The organism is Mycolicibacterium sp. 624 (genome assembly GCF_040548615.1).
Lineage (GTDB): Bacteria > Actinomycetota > Actinomycetes > Mycobacteriales > Mycobacteriaceae > Mycobacterium.
Map to the genome: position 1 here is coordinate 1 of NZ_JBEPRZ010000015.1, position 17,534 is coordinate 17,534.

Here is a 17,534-nt window from a genome sequence, read left to right on the forward strand (position 1 = left end):
AACGCCAACCGACCCCACTCCGCCCATGGGGAGCTCACCCCAGCCGAGTTCGCTCTACAGTGGACCACGACCCACCAACCCCACGCCGCATAGCGGCTGGACCACCAAATAGGCCCCCTCATCCGCGCGTTGACCGCCGGGCATTGACACTCTTCGATGATCAGTGCCACGAGATGGCCGTCCGAGACATCGGACCTGACGACGCATATAGTTGCGTCACAGTCGCCGCCCGTACAACGGTGAAGCTCCATCGGTGACCGATTGGGAGAAGGGCCATTTCGACGTCCGATGGTCTCAGATGTCCTCGCGAGGGTAGCTGGCGTGACGAATGGGTGAGCCTGCTTCCCGCTCATGATGCCCAGTCTCGGTTACCCTGCCGTATTCACAGATGACGACACCACGACGGCGGCAAACTCATCGCCGCTCAGCGATTGCGACCCTGCGATCCCGGCTGCGATTCCAGCAGCCGGGCGTACGGCAGAGTTACCTCGTTGGCGGTCTCAATAAGAAGGTCACGGCTGATTCCACTGGGGCGGCCGATGGCTATGCGTGTCGCCACGGCAAGCGTTGCGCCGATCGAAAGGTACAGCGTCGCATCGAGCTTGTCAGAGTCTATATGGGGGACTCGGGTTTCGACTGCAAGCCGCACGAGATCGCCCAGCTGCCGCTCGGCATCAGGTAGCACGTTGAATTGCGCGCCGAAAGGCAGCTCATTGGAAACGGCTTGTAATACGTCAGCGTGGGCCTCGAGCGCCTCGATCAGCGCTCTGAGAAAAGTGGTAACGGCGACTTCGCTGGACTCTATTTCCTTCATCTGAACAACCGCGTCAGTCAGCTGGCGCATTATGTCCGCTTCGGCTCGCGCGCGCATCGCCTCAATGATCGCCGCTTTGTCAGCGAAGTAGCGGTAGACCGTGCCGATGCTAAAACTTGCGACTTTAGCTATCCGGTTAGTGGAGAAACGTCTGTACCCATCTTCAGCTAGGACGCGCTCGGCGGCGTCGAGGATCGCGTCGACAGTCGCCTCCGATCGCTGCTGGGTTGGTGTGGTGCGTTGCCGACTCGGCATGACGTCTCCGTTCGTCAGCGACTACGTCCGATGGCGGTGAACTGAACAAATGTCGAGAACAACGGGCTCGCCACTACTTGGCGGCTAGGCAGCCGGCGGTCCGTTCAGCCACAAACAGTTTTCCCGAGCAGTCCCGCCAGTCGAGTTCCAGGGCTTGCTCGGCAGCCTATCGTGGCCTCGGTGTCGTCCAGACAGAAACTGATCCGAACGCTGCCAACGATCCAGGATGCCACAGGTGGCTGGAAGTTCTGACCTGCGATCTGGCCTTGTTCGAGGCAGGCCGTGACAACGGTTGGCGGCCCTCAGCAGTACCGATCTGCTGCGTGCGGACCAGCATGCGTCTGCGCAGCGGGTCCTTTGCCCAATTTGCGGCGGGAGGTCGCGCCGCGGCTTAGTGGGCCCGAACCTCACTGCCGTCCGACTCAGTTCTGCGGATCCGCAGTTCGTTCGGGTGTGAACCGGTCGGTGAAGGCACCCCAGGGCAGCACGGCCCCGGCTTCTGCGCGCGGACTTCCTGTGATTGAGCTCGAAACTGCCCTTGTTCTAGATGAACTCGCGTGTTTGGGCCAGAAAGACCCGTGAAAGTACGTTGATGGGTTTCGGTTTCGGTTGTAGTTCACCGACGAGGAGCCTGCATTTCACAAATGGATCGCGACGTTGCGGATCACTGGTTTTGGAGCTGCGCCGCGAGTACTGACTTGCGGCGGCGATAAACGCTGACCCAGCCATGAACTCGCCGAGGCTACGACTGAGCATCCGTATTTGAACATGTTCCGGGAGATATCTTGTGGCACATGGCGATGAACTCAGGCCGATCGCACGACGCGGGCGAACGGGGGGGTGACGGCCATGGTCCCTGTGCAGCCCTCGTGGGGGTGGCTTTCTGCCATCGTGATTCGCTTCATGTGGCAGCCGGGAAGTTGATGTGAAGGTGAGCTGTGGTGGGAAGAGTGGGCCTGGAGGCACGACTTTATCGGAGCGGTTTCTTGTATCTGCAGGTAGGCGCGCGGTTTGAGCGCGGTGCTGCCGGGGGTTTGGCAGGTTCGAAAGTGAGTAGTAGGTGAGTACCCAGCCCTTTTAGGGTTGACGCCATGACCACCGGAATCTCGAATACAGACGCGTCGACGAGCGTCGGGGCTGAGCTAGATTATGTGTATCGGCCCGGAATGTCGTACCGGGGCGCACCTCCACGCATGTCGTTAACTGTTGGCTGGCAGGAGGATCGTTTTTTGGGATCGATAGTTCCGGACCGGCTCACCGCCGAACAGCAGGATTTGCTCGATCGGTTCGTCGACCACTACTGGCAGGGCGATGCGCTGATGGACCCCGTGGCTGAGTACATCCGAGATCATGGTGCTGATGGTCGGCGGCTGCTGGACCAGATACTCGATCAAGGCATTGCCTCTGTTGACGACGCCCCGCAGGTGCTCGTCGACTTGTTCGCCGGTCTGGACGTCAAGCCAGAGTGGTTCGATCCCGAGGACTGGGAACGCGGTCGGCGCCTGTGGATCGACTCCTCCGCCGCCGGCATTGCTGGCATGTTCCTGATGGACAGTCTGGGAACGTTTGTCGCTGATGAGGTATCGATGGCAACCTGGGCAACGGGTCGGTTTCAGAACTCGTTCACTTTGCGCAACGTTGAGACCTTGCAGTGGTTCTATGAAGCTACCAAGCCCGAGTTCATCGACCGTTTCAGCGAACCGTTCAAGGCGACCGTACGTGTGCGTCTTATGCATGCTCAGGTCCGGCTTGGTCTGCGCAGGTTGTGGGGCGACGAACATTTCGCACATCACGGGAACCCGATCTCGACTGCACAGACTATGGGGGCCGGGGTTTCGTTCGGGCTCATTCCCCCACTGATCGATCACCAGCACGGCCGTGTCAGAACCATCTCCGAACTCGACTCCGTAATGCGCTACTGGTCATACATCAGTTACGTATTCGGGGCCGCACCAGACATCATTCCTATGACCGCCATCGACGGTGCGATCATCGCCGACTACATGGGCAGGCACGCAGGTGGCCCGTCATATGCGACGGTCGGGTTCGGTAATGTCGCCGACGAGGCGATCGAGAACATGCCGTTCCAATCGCGCGTCCCCGCCAAGATCTATGCCCGCTACGGCATCGCGGCCGCAGCCTACTTCGCGTCAGACAAAGTGGCGCAGGATCTCGTCAGCGGGGCGCCGCGGTACCGCAAGCTCTGGAAACTCTGGGTTCCCCTCATGCGTGCGCAAATCAAGCTAGTCGTCCACACCAACATCGCCTACCGTCGGCTGCTTGATGCACTGCCCGACGCGCAGCGCCGGCTTGCGAACCGCGCACGGCACTACGACAAGCGCTATCACTACGTGGTACAGAAACAGAAAAAGTCGCTACACACCGGCTACACACATCACGATACGACCATCGCCGCTGCATCTGACCCTGCCAGTTTCGGTAGATGCCCGGTTCGATGATGCGATTGTTCTCGAAGCAGAACACATCACCGACCCAACCCAATACACCGTCTGGATACACGATCCGGTTGCTTCGGGTCGGCACGACCGTCGAGGCAGCGGGTGGCGGGCCCATTCTCCCCGCTCTCGAAAGGGCTGGAATTCACCCTGAATTCTTCTGCCGCAACGGAATCTGCGGGACATGCAAAGCGCACGTGATCCGAGGAACGCCGATACACGGGGACGCCGTACTGACCGATGACGAGAAACATCGTGGTGACATTCTGATCTGCGTATCGTCGGCCACCCCCGGTTCAACAGTGGTACTCGACCTGTGATTCGTTCGAAATACACAGCTGGACAATTGGTTTGTGAAACGTCTCGGGACCCGGGACAAACGCGTTTTGTCGGCGCTGGACGTCGCCGCATCCGATCCAGTCTTTCGATTCCTAGACATCTGCCGCGCCACCCGACGCAAGCCGACGGAGGAATCCTGGCTGTCGATAAGCAATCGTCAGGTGAGCCCGTCGTAGTGGTCAAGTCGTTGTTCGACTCTGATGCCCAGGTGTTTGAGCAGGAAGAATCGACAACGACATGGCATCGAACAAGCGCCGGCGGCATACGCCGGTTCAGATCATCCGTAAGCTGGCCGAGGGCAACAAGCTGCTGGGAGGCGGCCAGGAACTCAAAGAGGTTGAGAGGGACCCATTTGGTGGTCCTTCTCAACCGGCCTAGTTCAGTTGGTCCGCATCAAACGGCTGACCGATCTCGGGTTCTCGCTTTCCCAGGTCACCGCGATGGGCGACTCAAACGATCATCCCGGGCGGTGCCGTCACCGCGATCATTCAACAGTCAATGCCTGCTACGCCGGTCACGCAGCGTTAGCAACGACCTCCATACTTGCCGTGAGGCCGCCATGTTGGGGAGCTTAGGTTCCCCCAACTCCTCGAACAGGTCGCTCACGGGAACTCCAAGCGCATCTGCGAGATCGAAAAGCAGCTCAAACAGCAATCCCCGCTTGCCGTGCTCGACGTTGATAAGCACGTTGCGGGTGACACCCGACTGAAGAGCGAGCGCTTCTTGGGTGAGTCCTTGTTGCAGCCTCAAGGTCCGGATCCGCAAACCCACCGCGAGCCTTCGGCGCGCCCACAACTCGGCTCGATGAGGATCTGTCTGACTGGGTCGGGTCGGCACGCCTCCAGTACCCAGCGAGCAACCGAATAGCCTGCCCTATTAGTAGGGCAGGCTATTCGGTTGGCAGATCAGACAGGGATTCTCGGAAGTAGTACAGCAAGAGTGGGCGGATCCAACAGCCGACGCTGACACGCCACGTTCAGTTGGGTACTTAAGGAAGGCAACGCCCGCCAGATCCGGGGGACACTCAGACCGTCAGGTTATATATTCATTGCGCCTCAACAGGATTCGGACCGCACCACCGTAGCCAACGATTACCTAGAACAGCCGAACACTGCGCGTCAGGTCCCGCTGGGACCAGTCCACATTGACGTTCGGGGCGTTTGGCATCGCATGGCCGGCATCGATGCCTCGATCCGGGCCACCGGCAACTCTTACGACAATGCCTTGGCCGAGACCATCAACGGGCTGCACAAGACGGAGCTGATCAAGCCGTTCGGGCCGTGGCGCTCCGTTGACCAGGTCGAAGTCGCACCCTTGGAATGGGTGGACTGGTTCAACCATCGCCGCCTCTACGCGTACTGCGGGGACATACCACCAGCCGAGTGCGAGGCGTTGTACTACTGTCACCACCGAACTCAACCAACCGTCGAGTTCTCAAACCAGTGAGTCTCCGGACAAGCCGGGGCGATTCAGTGCGCCTAGATGAAGGCGTCGAACAAGCGCATCGCCGTGTAGGACTCAAGGAGTGTTCTGAACCGCAATCTGAGTTGATCACCCACGAGCAATAACCGACGGCGCCGCAAGCCGCTACGTGGGCGCACGGTGCGGGGATCACGCGGTGGGGGCACCGTAGACGGCGACCACGACAGTACGGTCCAGTGAGTTCTCCGACCACACCCCGATCGCCGTGTTCGCGCAGTCCTTCATGATTGCCAGATAATCCGGTCGGTTGTACCACTGCCTAATCAGTTCGATACCGCTGATGGCCAGGGCCGGATTGATCGCCACAGTTTCTGAGACTCGTCCACGGAAACCCGCTGCTTCACCGCGATTTTGGGCCGTGGAGCCGTTTGAGCCCACGTCGCTGTCAAGCGCGCGATTGGTCAGCACGTCGACGGCGTGCCACTGGGCCGCTAGGCGAAGCCGCTGATCGACGGTCACGTCGTTGGTACACCCCGCATGTTGCTGCACGGTATATACATTCGACACGACGCTGTTGTTGAGCCTGCGATTGTCCGCACGGGCCGAAGGTGCCATGGCAACTATCAGAGGCAGAAGGAGCAACACCGTTGCCGCGGCCACTCTCACGCAGCGAGCATGGACTCTCCTGCCAGAAGTGTCCATCAGAGAGTGGGACCATATCCCGTGGAGGACCGCCGCGACATTCAGATACTTTCGGGCCGAAGTGGTCACGATCAATTAGCATTCGCTGTTACTGATGGCAAAGCCATTGCAGATTCCCCTCACCGCAACACATTGGTGTCTGCCACCCTAACTGATTGGTGACAGTTGTCAACTAATGTGCCCGCTCCCGTGGTTCTCGCCACAGACGTGCTGCTGCCATGCATGCGCGGAAGCTATATGGGTGTGAATTCTGATACCAACCAACGCCCATCTGTCTTCTCAAGAGATTCCCTGACTGCCGAAGTCGAACTCGCAGTCGGATCTTCTCCGACAGTCATCGACTGATTCACGAATAGCATTACCACTACGCGCTTTTCCTCAGCAGAGATGACTGCCGCTGCCGGCACGGTCGCTACTGCTGTCACACGCTGTTGCTTAGCCCCTGGGATGACCACATCGTTGATCAGTTGGGTGTATGCGTCCTTGAAGTCGCCGGTCAAGTTCTGGCGCGCAGCGCCCAGTTGGGTCTCGACAGTGTCAGGCGCGTAGGAGAGCATGGCGATCGTAGCGTCCGTTGCGGCTCGGACCGACTCCGCGGCAGCGGTCTCTGCTCCTCGTGCAGAGCCTTCGGCCCATTTGAAGTATCCAGCGGCGCTCGCGAGGAGCATCGCAAGTATCGGCAAGGCCGTAAAGATCAGAATGTGCAGCACTGGCCGGCGTCGTGGACACTCCGCGGGCTTTGTCTCGTCACATCCGGACGCCTCGTTGTCCACCCCTTCCACCGCTACGGTGCTCTCGGCCGGATCCGATGCGCCTGTAGGCTCGGCGGCAGTGGGGATGCTCTCATCTCGGCCCTGTTGCTCCACTGAGGGTTCCGCAATTGAACTCGGTGCGTCAACGACGTTTGTGGAGGCGGTTGACTGTCGGTCACGTTGGCGCCCAGTGCGTTTCGTCGAATGGCTCATGGTACGAAGTCCACGTTGGAGACCTTGGCGGAGCCGTCGGCCTCTTGGACGCTGATTCGCATGCGCCACTGTCGCCGCCCATCGTCTTGGTTCGCGGCGTTCGTGGTCTTCACCGCGACCGCTACCAGTATCTGGGCCGAGCCATCGCCGGCCGACTCGATGCCCGCGTCGACGATCGTGCCCTGCGACGTAGACTGCGCTTTCCTGACGACTTCAGCGAACGGTGCTGATCGTCGTTGGAAGTCATCGTGGAAGCTACCTGTAGAGCTGTCGAGGATTCGTTGGATGTCCGCGTCGATCCGGGTGTGGTCGATGGTAGTGAGGTTGAGGGCGCCTTGGCGAGCGACATCGAGGAAATGGGTGCGCTCAGCCGTTTTTTGATGCAACTGGTGAGCGCGATAGCTGCCCCAGCCGGCTACGCCACCGAGAATCACCAGGACTCCCAGCATCAATATTGCGGCAGTAAACAGGGACGCGCGCGATGGGGTGGCGGCGGTCGGTGTGAGCTTGCCGTCGACCTCGCCTGGAACCGCCGCCGAGGGCGATGTGTCGGTTCTCTCGTCGCGTCTGGGCCCGTGGTCGTGTGGCGATTCAGCGCCCGCCCGCGGGTCATCGGCGTCGATGAGGTCCGAGGTCTGGTTGCTGGAGTTCTCGTCGACTGTCATGCTTGATTCTCCTTTCGATGGTTGCGCTGTACGCGTTTGGGAGCGAAAGTGACTGTTCGCTTGGATATCTCGACTCGCTGCGAGCGACTCAACAGGGGCACGGCGCACCTAGCCGGAGAGATGCAGGTCTGGTGATTGGCCGTATACGGTCAACGTGACCACCAAAGTCACCAGGACGGCCGCGATCAGGGATGCTCGCACAGCGCGGCCGACAGCTTCTCCGACTCCTGCGGGACCGCCGCTGGCGGTGTATCCGTAGTAGGTGTGTACGAGCATGATGACGATCGCCATGGCCACCGCCGTGAGGCATGACCACAGTAGGTCGAGGGGGTTGAGGAAGGTGTCAAAGTAGTGGTCGTAGACGCCGGTCGACTGCCCATAGATCGTTGTGGTGCCGACACGGGCGGCCAGGAACGACATTAGGACCGCAACGGCATAGAGCGGGACGACAACGAGAACGCCAGCCAGGACTCGGGCGGATGCCAGGTAGGCGACCGCGCGGATGCCGATGACTTCGAGGGCGTCGATTTCCTCGTTGATGCGCATCGCTCCCAGCTGAGCTGTGGCCCCGGCGCCGATGGTGGCGGCGAGGCCGATTCCTGCGGTCAGTGGTGCGATCAGCCGGACGTTGAGATAGGCCGAGGCGAACCCGGTCAGGGCTTCGATGCCGACGCTCGACAAGGAGTTGTATCCCTGAACCGCAATCAGTGAGCCCGCCGACAGCGTGAGGAAGCCGACGATCACGACTGTGCCGCCGATGACTGCCAGAGCGCCAGTCCCCAAGCTCATTTGAGCGATCAATCGCACTAGTTCGCCGCGGTACCGGCGTAGAACTTCGGTTGTGGAAGTGATTGTCTTACCATGGAACTCGGTTTGCAGTCCGAGGTGTGTGCACGCGTCTGTCACTCGTGCCCCGAGGCGACGAACTTTGGGAAATAGTGTGCTTGGCGCGGTCATGCGGTGGCCTTGACGCCGACGGCGGTGGCGACCACGTTGATGAAGAACAGGGCGACAAACGAGAAGACGACGGTCTCGTTGACGGCATTTCCGACGCCTGCTGGACCGCCGCCGACCGAAATGCCTTGGTAACAGGCGATGAGACCGGCTGCCAGACCGAACAGTGCTGCTTTGATCAGCGCGATGAGGACTTCGGGCAGACCGACAAGCAGAGTGAGTCCGTAGACGAAGGCTCCAGGGGTAACGTTCTGGAAGTAGACCGAGAAGGCAAACCCGCCGATCAGACCGACGCAGGTGACCAGCGGCGACAGGAGTACGGCCACCAATGTCGCCGCCAGGACTCGCGGGACAACCAGTGCGGCAACGGGATCGATGCCCATGACCCGCATGGCGTCGAGTTCGTCGCGGATGGTGCGCGCGCCGAGGTCGGCGCACATGGCGGTGGCGCCGGCACCAGCGACCACCAGAACAGTAACCACCGGTCCGATCTGAGTGACGGCTCCGAGCGCTGCTCCGGTCCCGGAGAGGTCGGCTGCTCCCACCTCCATGAGCAGGATGTTCAGGATAAATACGGTCATCACCGTGAAAGGGATCGAGAGAAGCAGCGTCGGCATGATCGACACGCGTGCAACGAACCAGGCCTGTCGGACGAACTCGTCCCAGGCGAACGGCCGACCCGCAATGGCTCGAAGTGTGTGTGCGGCCATCATGAAGAAGCCACCGATACCTGCTAGCGGCTTAGTGAGGTCAGGTGTTCCCATCGGTTTTACTCAACATCCTTTGCTGTCATGGCTTTCCGACTGTTGTCGTGAGCATGTCCTGCCAAGTCTTAGGGCCGCCATTGGTTCCGAGATTGGCTTGGATGTAGCGCAGTCCGTCGGGTCCGATGTAACTACCGTCTGCCGGGTTGTAGTCGGCGATGGCCAGCGCTGTCGGCGGTGCTGTCGCGGGAGGTAAGCCATCAGGTGATAGCTGGGTGCCTGGCGCAAGTTGAGGTACATCTTGCCCGGTGTAGGTGGCGTTGGGATCGCCCTTCCAGTTGTTCCCGTCGTTGAGCGGTACGTAGTCCTCGTCGCTTTCACACATCCACACTGTGGGTGCCCGTTTCCACGGCTTGGTCTCGCACGGGATGTTGCGTGCACCACGGACATTCCACGGCGAGTCTTGGGGGATGCGGCAGTAGAAGTCGCCAGGTGTCCGGCTGGGATAGTCTTCGAGAGCTGTCGCGCGCCGCTGGGTCGCCGGTAAGTATCCGGTATTGCAGGGTGGAGGTACATTCAAATTTGTGGCCAGTTGCTGGTAGGCGCCTCTGAAGGGTTGTTTGGTGGCATAGTTAGCGATGCCGACGCCACCGAGGATTTGAACTCCCTGCGGAACGAGCACTAGTAGTTGTTCGAGGTTAGGCGCGAAGACGATGCCCACGTGCGTGGCGTTGACGAGGTTGGCCATGAGGACCGGCAGGGTGGGCTTGACGCGGTCGAACAGTGCCTGCGTTTGCTCAGCGGAGGGCGCGGCGTTGCGCAGTAGTGAGGACACGGCCTCGTTGTGCTGTTGCAACTGACCAGTGATGGTGCTCATGTGTGATGCCCAGGCACTCACGGCATCTGCGGTCTGGGTCTGTGTATCAAGCAGCGGTTTGAAGTTGTCGATGGCATTGGTGAGTTCGGGCAGTGTGTTCTTGGCGTCGATCGCCAAAGTCTTCGAACCATCTACGATGCGGGTGAATTCGGCGCTCAGTCCACCCAGAGCTGTGTAGCTTTCGTCAATGAGCGAGGTGAGGTTGTCGCCGGGGATAGCGGCCAGCGCGGTATGCGTGGTGTCCAGCAGGGTTCCGATATCTGGTGGTGTCGAGGTGCGCTCGACCGTGATGCGGTCGCCGCCCCGCAGCGCTCGTGTCCCGGCGTCGGCACGGGGCACTAGGGCGACGAACTGTTCGCCGATGACTGATTGGCTATGCACTTCGGCGGTGACATTGGCGGGGACGTCGGTTCCGTTGTCCAGGGACAAAATTGCCTGCACTCCATTCGGGGTCAGCGTGACGTCGTCAACCCGTCCCACCGGCGTGCCTCGGTAGGTCACGTTGGCCCGTCGGTATAAGCCCCCGCTTTGGTTGAGGTCGACGGTTACCCGGTAGTGACCCGCACCAAACAACAGCTCGGGGAGTCTGCCGAAGCCGACGGCGAGGATGCTGGTGGCAGACACGGCGATTGCCAGAAAGACTCCGAGTTGAAGCTTGATGTGTCGTTGCAGCCGCATATCAGGATCCTTGATCGGTGCGATAGGGAACGACCAGCGGGTTGCCGTAGGTGTAGGGGCTGGGAAACTGTCCGATGGTTCGGCCCCATTGCATTTCCAGTTCGGTCAATTTGCCTTCGAAACGGGTACCGGTAAGAAACGCTGCGTCCAGGCGGCTGAGGGTCAGGTCGATGATTTGCGTCTGATTGGCGTAGTCACCGCGCATCCATTTGCCGAGCGTTTCTTTGGGGAATGGGAAGGTAGCCAACATGCTCATTGACCGAGTCAGAGCGGGTCCGGCGTCTCCTAATGACGCCAAGACCGGCTTGAGGTCGTTCAGTTCGGCGACAAACGCCTCCTTGGTAGCTGCGGCCGCATCACCGGCGATGGCAGCGAATCGGCCGAGCTGGTGGAGTGCGTCGATCAGATGCTCCCGCTCGGCGTTCATCACGGCGACCGCGTCCGGAATGGTCGCCAGGGCTTGGTCCACCACCGGCTTTTGAGCGGCGAACTGCGCTGCAACGTTGTTGAGGCCCTGGCTGGCGTCAATGATTTCGTCGGTCTGGTTGTTGACGTGGCCGATGAACTGATCGATCTGGGTGAGAAGGTTGCGCAGGTCGTCGGCTCGTGTGCCGCTGAGTGCCGTGCCCAGCTCCCGGGTGATGTCTTGGATCTGTCCGAGGCCTCCGCCGTTGAGCAGCATCGCCAGGGCGGCCAGCGTTTGTTCAGTCGTCGGATAGGCGCCCGCCGATGACAACGGGATTACTGCACCGTCTACGAGTCGTCCGGTCGGCGATACTCCGGCCGGCGCTGCCAATTCAATGTGCAGGGAACCCAGCAGACTGGTTTGGCCTATTGTCGCGGACGTGTTGGCAGGCAGTGCGACATCCTCGTCGAGGCGCATCGTAACGAGCGCATGCCAGCGCTGCCGTTGCACCTGAGCCACCGAGCCGACAATTACGTCACCCACTTGGACGGGTGAGTTGGGTTGCAGGCCTGAGACATCCGGGATCTGTGCCTGTATCTCAAAGGATCCTGTTCCGTAGCCCGCGGTGGCGGGCAATGGCAGCGAGTTCAGACCCCGCCAGCTGCAGCCAGTCGCGAGCGTCATCACTAGGACTGCCACCAGGGATGCGCGCCGATGCTTGGAAACTCTGTTGTAGCGGATCACCTTCCACCACCCGGGCTCATCATGCCGGCGAGACCTTCGTCGGCATTGGTTGTGACCTCACCCGGGTACGAAGCATGAGTGTTTGGCGCGGAGTTAGCCGTGTCCTGAGCGGTGGCGCCTTCAGGAACTGCTGCGAGGTCCGTTGCGGGGTGAGGCGGGACGTAGTCGGGCCGCAGTCGGTCCTCGCTGTACGTGATTTCGTTGGGACGGGCCATAGCCCCTGCAACAGGGATAGGTACGGTGACCGCCGTGGCCGTGAGTATTGGCAGCAGGTAGGGAGGGAACGGGATGGGTATTGCGGAGGGAAGTGGGATCGGAATCGGTAGGTTGGCTAGACTGGCGGTCGTCCCGAACGGTGGGAAGTTGTATTGGCGGTTTTTGAATATGGGTGCCATATATTGGGCGCACAACTTCGCGGATTGTTCGTAGTTCTTTCGCGAGGCGGCCTGAATTGAGCCGCAGATGAATTGCAGCGGGTTAGCGAACTGGTTGAGCACGTTAACGGCGGCCACCGAACCTGTAGCCGGGTAGTAGGTGTTGGTGAAATTCGCCAAGGAGTTGGGTAGGACGTGCAGAAGCTGCTTGATGTCGCCGAGGCTTTCGTTGATTGACGTGGTGACAGCAGCGAGTTTGTCGACCGAGGTACCTAGGGTGTCTCGGTTGTTCGCGACGAAGGCCGAGACATCGTGGATCGCCGAATCCAACGCTGTCACAGCGTTTCCGACTTCATTGGGGTCATTGGACAGCAGTGATGTGACAGCGGCGAAATTGGTGTTGAGCTGTCCCAGTACGTCGCGGCTGGACCGCAGCGCCGCCACCAGCAGTGAGAGGTGCCTGACTGTGCCAAAAACATCACCGCTGTGATCGCCGAGTGCCGAGGTGGCCTGTGACAGCTTTGTCAGAGCGTCACGGACAGCGACACCTTGGCCGCGTAGATTGTCGGCTCCGGTGTTGATGAACGAGCCCAACGGAGACACTCCTCCTGGCTGAGTGGGCTGCAGACTGTCGGTCAGCTTCTGTAGCTGGGCGCGCATGTCGTCCCACTCCAGTGGTACGGCGGTGCGGTCAAGGGGAATCACCGCGTTGTTCGCCATCACCGCGCCGTCGGTGTAGGGCGGGGTGAGTTGGATGACGCGTGCACTGACCAGGGCCGGGGACAAGAGGGCCGCGCCGGCATCGGCCGGTACCGGGTACTGCGCGTCATACCAGAGCTTCACCTCGACATGGTTGAGGCCGGCGGTGATGCTGTCGATTTCACCGACCGGCACACCCTGAATACGCACCTGATCGCCGGGATAGAGCCCGGTAGTATTGACGAAGTACGCGGTCAGGTGGATGCGTTGGACCGTGTGAAACACATTGCTTGCGTACAGAATTCCTCCGATAAGCACGACGACGAGTGTCGTCGCGAGTGTCAACCGGGGGGTTGGTTTACTCATGGCGCCTCACCCGCTTGAGGTGGGCCGGGCGGCGGCGGAATGAGATCGACGGTCGTCGGCTTCGGTTCAGTGCCATCTGGTGTTGCCGGGTCATAGCCTGCTGGAGGGCCGGGCGGCGGTCCGCCGGGAGGAGGTTGCGGTGCCGGCGGCGAATAGGGATATCTCGGGTCACCGAGGTGCCCAGTAATGGCGTCCGGCACGCTGAGATTCGGTTCGCCGCCTTGACCGGTCCGTGGGTATGGGATCGGCAGCGGCGGGGTTGCCTGCTGCCCCACCTGGGGATCGCTGAGCTGGGAGGGTAGCAACACGTTGGGATCCAGGCCGAGGTCGGAGAATGCCGCGTCGATGAACGGTTGCATCAGCTGGCCCGGAACGAGATTGGCGACGTATGCCTTGAAGAAGGGCCCACCAGAGACCGCCTCCCCAAGACTTAATGCGTACGAGCTCAGGAGCTTGATCGATTTCCGCATGTTGTCCTTGTTGTTGTCGACCATCGCAAGCACACCGTTGAGTTTGTCCAAAGCGGGCTTGAGCTGATCCTTGTTGTCGGCAACGAACCCGGAAAGCTGTTGTGACAACGCGGTGATGTCGTTCGAGATTCGATCGATGGCGCCGCTCTGCGTCTGCAGGTGATTCAGCAGGGCGTTGGTGCCGTGAACCAGTCCGACGATCTGGTCGCTACGTTCGGCGAGTACCCCTGTGACCGAGTTCGCGTGGGCGAGCAGACCGCGCAGCTCGTCGTCGCGTTTGTCGAGGGTCGTAGAGAAACGGGCGACCCCATCGACGGCAGCGGCGACATCGGCGGGTGTGTCTGCGAACGCCTGAGAGAGCGTGACCAAGGAGTCGTTGAGCTGACTGGTGTCCAACCCACTGATGGCCGCCGAAACGTCGCCGAGTGCCTGCGGCAGCTCGTAGGCCGGCGCGGTCCGTTCAGCGGGAATCGGCGCTACGAGTTCGCCATCGCCGCGAGGCGCAACCGCAAGAATGCGCGAACCCAGCAGTGTCTTGGTCTTGATCACCGCTTCGGTGCGCTCACCGAGGCGGATGTCGCGGCTCACGGTGAAGTCCACGACAACGCGACCCTGCTGCAGCGAAACGCTTGTCACCTCGCCCACCTGGTAGCCAGCAATCTGCACGGGCGAGCCCGGAGCCAAGCCGCTCGCTTCAGTGAAGTAGGCGCTGTAAGGGCGGTCAGTCCATATCGCGAGGTCGTCGTAGTTCAGCGCACCAACGGTCACCAGCAGCAGCGCCGCCAAGCCGACGGCACCTACGGCTCGTGGATCGCGTTCCGTCATCGATTTCACTTTGGTGCGCACCGTCCCGTGGTCTGGTTGGCGACGCTCACATAGACCGGTTGGCCGCCCTTGCCGTTGACTTTGAGGACGAGTTGGCAGGTGTAGAAGCTGAAAAAGTCCCCGTACATGCCTTGCCGGGCGAGTATCTGATAGGTCTCCGGCAGCGTAGCTAGCATGTTGGTGAAGTAGTCATGGTCGGCCACGACGATGCCCGCAGTGCGATCGAGCTGCGGGGTGAGGCTCCCAATGGCGGGCCTGGCCTGGGTCAGCAGATCGGCGATCGTGGTCGCGGCGGCGTCGCTGGAAGCTAGTGCCCGGCTGAGGTCTTCCTTGTGGTCAGCCAGCGTCGTGACGAGCGTGGACAAGTTCCCCACGCCCTTGTCGAACAGTTTGCTCTGCTCACTCACCGAACCTAGAACGGTGTTGAGATTGGTGATCACCTGCCCGATGAGTTCGTCTCGATCGGCAAGGGTCCTGGTCAGTGTTGCGGTATTGCGCAGGAAGGACCCGATCGTGCCGCCCTGCCCTTGCAACGCGGCGACTAACTCACCGGTCAGAGCATTGACATGCTCAGGGCTCAGCGCTCGAAACAGCGGCCGGAACCCGCCGATCAGCGCATCGAGGTCCAGTGCCGGAGCGGTGCGGTCCAGCGGAATGGTGTCGCCGGCATGCAAGCGCCGTGAGCCACCTGCGCCCTCCTCAAGAGTTAAATAACGGCCTCCTACGAGGTTTTCGTAACGCACGACCGCGCGGGTCCCCTCGGTTAACGCCACGTCGTCCTCGGCGCTGAACGTCACCACGGCCGTCGTGTTGTCCTTGATGCGGATGTCGGCCACCTTGCCGACCTCTACCCCGGCGATGCGCACGAAGTTGCCTTTCTCCAGGCCGGTCACACTCGCAAACTCAGCGTGGTACATCCGCGTCTGGTCGAACCGCAGCTGTCCAAATACCGCGACTACCGCGAATCCGGCCACCAGACATACGGCAGTGAAGGCGCCGAATCGCCAAGCAGGACCAAGGATTGCGCCCTTCATGGTTGCCCCGGTTCAGAGCTGGGCGCCGTGCCGGGAAGAGGCTGCCCGGTGCCGTATGGCGGTGGCGGGTTGGGCACCCCGGGTATCGGCGGCGGCGGCGCACCGGGGGGCGGAGGGGCCCAAAGGGGTTGTCCGTCGGGGCCAAACAGCGGGGCACCGTACGGCGGCGCACCTGGGTAGGGCACCGGCCCGATGGCCGGCGGTTTGTCTGCGCCGTAGATCCGTGGTGGTTCGGGGACAGCCTTGGTGACCGGGAAGAAGTTCACCCCGTATGGGTGGGCAATGCCGGGGTTGGGGCGCCAATCCAATCCGGTTCCGTAGCCAGTGTCAGTGACAAGAGCCCGCACCGGGAAGTTCAAATCGGGTCGAGGGAGTGAGCCACAGCCAGGCTTCCCGTCCGGGCCCCCCTTAGCGTTGATCTTGGGCAGGTTCTGCGGATAGCGATAGGGATCCTGGGCAAACCCCAGTCCGACATCGACGATAGTGGAGCGTCCGTCAGTGCCCCCGGCGGTGTCATACGCGCCTCCTCTGATGAGGTATTCCGCACCCTGCAGCGTGCAGGTGTATTCCGGGTGATACTTCTCAAACAGGGCCGTGGTCGGACGCAGATCGTTGATTGCGCGCACAATGCTGTCACGGTTCGGCTCGAGAAGGTCCTGACCACTGTGGGCCAGACCGATGGTGGCCAGCAGAGCTGCGGTGAGATCAGCGGCCTGACCGCTGATGGTCGCGCTGGTGGTGCTCACCGAGGATAGTGTGGCCAACAGATCAGGAGCCGCCGTGGCATAAACGTCGGCTGCTTCGGCCAGCGATGTGAAGTCACCCCTCAGAACATCCATGCGCGGATTGAGTGCGGCCAACACGTCGGCGGCATCCGATGTCGCTTGCCCAATCTCCTCACCTCGGCCGCGGAGGCCGTCGGCCAGGGTCGTCAGCACAGCGTTGAGCTTTTCGGGTTGAACGCGACGTAGAACCTGCATCAAACTATCGAAGACGGTGTTGACTTCGGTGCTCACGTTCACCGCACGAACGACCACTCCGTCCGAGATACGTTGGGAGGAAGCATCTGTCGGGACGATCAGGTCGACGTACTTGGCGCCGAAGACCGTGGTGGCCCGAATACGTGCCTGCACATTCGCGGGAATGAAACGCACAGTATTGCGGTCGAGGCTAAGTCTCAACGTGGCCTGACCCACGGTGGGTTTGATGGTGTCAACCTTCCCAACGTCAATGCCGCGCATTTTGACCCTGCTGCCGGGAGCGAGCACGAGCCCGGCACGGTCGGCACGCAAGGTGACGGTGACGCCGCCGGAAAAGGCGCCCGTGAACGACGCGACTGTGGTTCCGCCGATCAGTGCGAGCACCAGGACGAGCCCCAGTGTCCACCACCACGGATGAACGCGCGTGTTTCCGAGTTGCATCAACACCACGGACTCCGCACCAACTTCGGGTTGAGCACCATATGACCTCCAGCAGCAATCTAAAGATTGTTGACAGTTGCCACCAATGAATAGTGACATCTGTCAACATAGGGAACGTGGGACAGCTTCGTCAAGATGTGGAATGCCATCTGGCCTCAGGCCGTAGGCAACTGCCGTCGGACGACGAAAATTCCACTGGGCACTACGTATTCCATAGACCGATTGAGTATCCCGGGAACCCATGCGCGGCACAGACACTGCGTCGCTGGGTGAGGTGAGCCCGTCGTAGTGGTCCAGTCGTTGTGGGACTCTGATGCCCGGTCTGCGGGCAAGGAAGAATCGACAACGACATGGCATCGAACAA

At 61.0% G+C, this 17,534-nt stretch carries 14 protein-coding genes and 2 pseudogenes; 3 read left to right on the forward strand and 13 right to left on the reverse strand.

Going from position 1 to position 17,534, the window contains the following annotated elements; translation table 11 throughout:
- Window positions 1-424: 424 nt before the first annotated feature.
- Window positions 425-1,069 carry a TetR/AcrR family transcriptional regulator gene (locus ABIA65_RS33300; protein ID WP_135451701.1) on the reverse strand — a complete coding sequence of 215 codons (645 nt, stop codon included), beginning with the start codon at window positions 1,067-1,069 and terminating at the stop codon, window positions 425-427.
- Between the two features lie 1,091 nt (window positions 1,070-2,160).
- Between ABIA65_RS33300 and ABIA65_RS33305 the strand changes: the two genes are divergently transcribed.
- Window positions 2,161-3,528, forward strand: coding sequence for an oxygenase MpaB family protein (locus ABIA65_RS33305; RefSeq protein ID WP_354526255.1), 1,368 nt, complete (start codon window positions 2,161-2,163; stop codon window positions 3,526-3,528).
- Window positions 3,528-3,845 carry a 2Fe-2S iron-sulfur cluster-binding protein gene (locus ABIA65_RS33310; RefSeq protein WP_354526264.1) on the forward strand — a complete coding sequence of 106 codons (318 nt, stop codon included), beginning with the start codon at window positions 3,528-3,530 and terminating at the stop codon, window positions 3,843-3,845. Before ABIA65_RS33305 ends, ABIA65_RS33310 begins: the two co-directional genes overlap by 1 nt.
- A gap of 604 nt (window positions 3,846-4,449) precedes the next feature.
- On the opposite strand, the pseudogene ABIA65_RS33315 reads toward ABIA65_RS33310, so the two are convergent.
- A pseudogene (locus tag ABIA65_RS33315) lies at window positions 4,450-4,701 on the reverse strand (helix-turn-helix domain-containing protein); the annotation flags it as partial.
- 336 nt (window positions 4,702-5,037) lie between these two features.
- On the opposite strand from ABIA65_RS33315, the pseudogene ABIA65_RS33320 reads away from it, so the two are divergent.
- Window positions 5,038-5,310: pseudogene (locus ABIA65_RS33320) on the forward strand (integrase core domain-containing protein); the annotation flags it as partial.
- A gap of 165 nt (window positions 5,311-5,475) precedes the next feature.
- Here ABIA65_RS33320 and ABIA65_RS33325 read toward each other — a convergent pair.
- The 11 genes from ABIA65_RS33325 to ABIA65_RS33375 all read right to left on the reverse strand — a co-directional run bounded on the left by ABIA65_RS33325 (window position 5,476) and on the right by ABIA65_RS33375 (window position 17,170).
- Window positions 5,476-5,901: a CAP domain-containing protein gene (locus ABIA65_RS33325; protein WP_135459757.1), complete on the reverse strand. Its 426-nt coding sequence runs from the start codon at window positions 5,899-5,901 to the stop codon at window positions 5,476-5,478.
- A gap of 320 nt (window positions 5,902-6,221) precedes the next feature.
- Complete coding sequence (locus ABIA65_RS33330; RefSeq protein ID WP_354526257.1) at window positions 6,222-6,854, reverse strand: Rv1363c family protein; 633 nt, start codon at window positions 6,852-6,854, stop codon at window positions 6,222-6,224.
- A 95-nt stretch (window positions 6,855-6,949) separates the two neighbouring features.
- Entirely contained in the window at window positions 6,950-7,618 is a 669-nt protein-coding gene (locus ABIA65_RS33335) for an Rv1363c family protein (RefSeq protein ID WP_354526258.1), read from the reverse strand.
- A gap of 108 nt (window positions 7,619-7,726) precedes the next feature.
- Window positions 7,727-8,575, reverse strand: a complete 849-nt coding sequence (locus tag ABIA65_RS33340) for an ABC transporter permease (protein WP_354526259.1) — start codon at window positions 8,573-8,575, stop codon at window positions 7,727-7,729.
- Window positions 8,572-9,336, reverse strand: coding sequence for an MlaE family ABC transporter permease (locus ABIA65_RS33345; protein WP_354526260.1), 765 nt, complete (start codon window positions 9,334-9,336; stop codon window positions 8,572-8,574). The genes ABIA65_RS33340 and ABIA65_RS33345 overlap by 4 nt, the downstream gene beginning before the upstream one ends.
- A 25-nt stretch (window positions 9,337-9,361) precedes the next feature.
- Window positions 9,362-10,831 (reverse strand): MCE family protein, encoded by a 1,470-nt coding sequence (locus ABIA65_RS33350; protein WP_354526261.1) that lies wholly within the window; start codon window positions 10,829-10,831, stop codon window positions 9,362-9,364.
- Window position 10,832: 1 nt separating this feature from the next.
- Window positions 10,833-11,921: an MCE family protein gene (locus tag ABIA65_RS33355; RefSeq protein WP_135459754.1), complete on the reverse strand. Its 1,089-nt coding sequence runs from the start codon at window positions 11,919-11,921 to the stop codon at window positions 10,833-10,835.
- 56 nt (window positions 11,922-11,977) lie between these two features.
- On the reverse strand, window positions 11,978-13,420 hold the full coding sequence (locus ABIA65_RS33360) for an MCE family protein (protein WP_354526262.1): 1,443 nt from the start codon (window positions 13,418-13,420) through the stop codon (window positions 11,978-11,980).
- Window positions 13,417-14,724 carry an MCE family protein gene (locus ABIA65_RS33365; RefSeq protein WP_354526263.1) on the reverse strand — a complete coding sequence of 436 codons (1,308 nt, stop codon included), beginning with the start codon at window positions 14,722-14,724 and terminating at the stop codon, window positions 13,417-13,419. Before ABIA65_RS33365 ends, ABIA65_RS33360 begins: the two co-directional genes overlap by 4 nt.
- The gene (locus tag ABIA65_RS33370) at window positions 14,721-15,749 is read right to left on the reverse strand and encodes an MCE family protein (RefSeq protein ID WP_135451690.1); all 1,029 of its coding nucleotides are present in this window, start codon (window positions 15,747-15,749) and stop codon (window positions 14,721-14,723) included. The genes ABIA65_RS33365 and ABIA65_RS33370 overlap by 4 nt, the downstream gene beginning before the upstream one ends.
- Window positions 15,746-17,170 (reverse strand): MCE family protein, encoded by a 1,425-nt coding sequence (locus ABIA65_RS33375; protein WP_354526265.1) that lies wholly within the window; start codon window positions 17,168-17,170, stop codon window positions 15,746-15,748. Before ABIA65_RS33375 ends, ABIA65_RS33370 begins: the two co-directional genes overlap by 4 nt.
- Window positions 17,171-17,534: the final 364 nt, after the last annotated feature.

What these genes read in the sequence shown, in the direction of transcription:
- ABIA65_RS33305 (WP_354526255.1), top strand. Translation starts at nt 2,161, where the DNA reads ATGACCACCGGAATCTCGAATACAGACGCGTCGACGAGCGTCGGGGCT.
- ABIA65_RS33325 (WP_135459757.1), bottom strand. Translation starts at nt 5,901, where the DNA reads ATGGCACCTTCGGCCCGTGCGGACAATCGCAGGCTCAACAACAGCGTC.
- ABIA65_RS33370 (WP_135451690.1), bottom strand. Translation starts at nt 15,749, where the DNA reads ATGAAGGGCGCAATCCTTGGTCCTGCTTGGCGATTCGGCGCCTTCACT.
- ABIA65_RS33360 (WP_354526262.1), bottom strand. Translation starts at nt 13,420, where the DNA reads ATGAGTAAACCAACCCCCCGGTTGACACTCGCGACGACACTCGTCGTC.
- ABIA65_RS33345 (WP_354526260.1), bottom strand. Translation starts at nt 9,336, where the DNA reads ATGGGAACACCTGACCTCACTAAGCCGCTAGCAGGTATCGGTGGCTTC.
- ABIA65_RS33310 (WP_354526264.1), top strand. Translation starts at nt 3,528, where the DNA reads ATGCGATTGTTCTCGAAGCAGAACACATCACCGACCCAACCCAATACA.
- ABIA65_RS33350 (WP_354526261.1), bottom strand. Translation starts at nt 10,831, where the DNA reads ATGCGGCTGCAACGACACATCAAGCTTCAACTCGGAGTCTTTCTGGCA.
- ABIA65_RS33355 (WP_135459754.1), bottom strand. Translation starts at nt 11,921, where the DNA reads ATGACGCTCGCGACTGGCTGCAGCTGGCGGGGTCTGAACTCGCTGCCA.
- ABIA65_RS33300 (WP_135451701.1), bottom strand. Translation starts at nt 1,069, where the DNA reads ATGCCGAGTCGGCAACGCACCACACCAACCCAGCAGCGATCGGAGGCG.
- ABIA65_RS33375 (WP_354526265.1), bottom strand. Translation starts at nt 17,170, where the DNA reads ATGCAACTCGGAAACACGCGCGTTCATCCGTGGTGGTGGACACTGGGG.
- ABIA65_RS33335 (WP_354526258.1), bottom strand. Translation starts at nt 7,618, where the DNA reads ATGACAGTCGACGAGAACTCCAGCAACCAGACCTCGGACCTCATCGAC.
- ABIA65_RS33340 (WP_354526259.1), bottom strand. Translation starts at nt 8,575, where the DNA reads ATGACCGCGCCAAGCACACTATTTCCCAAAGTTCGTCGCCTCGGGGCA.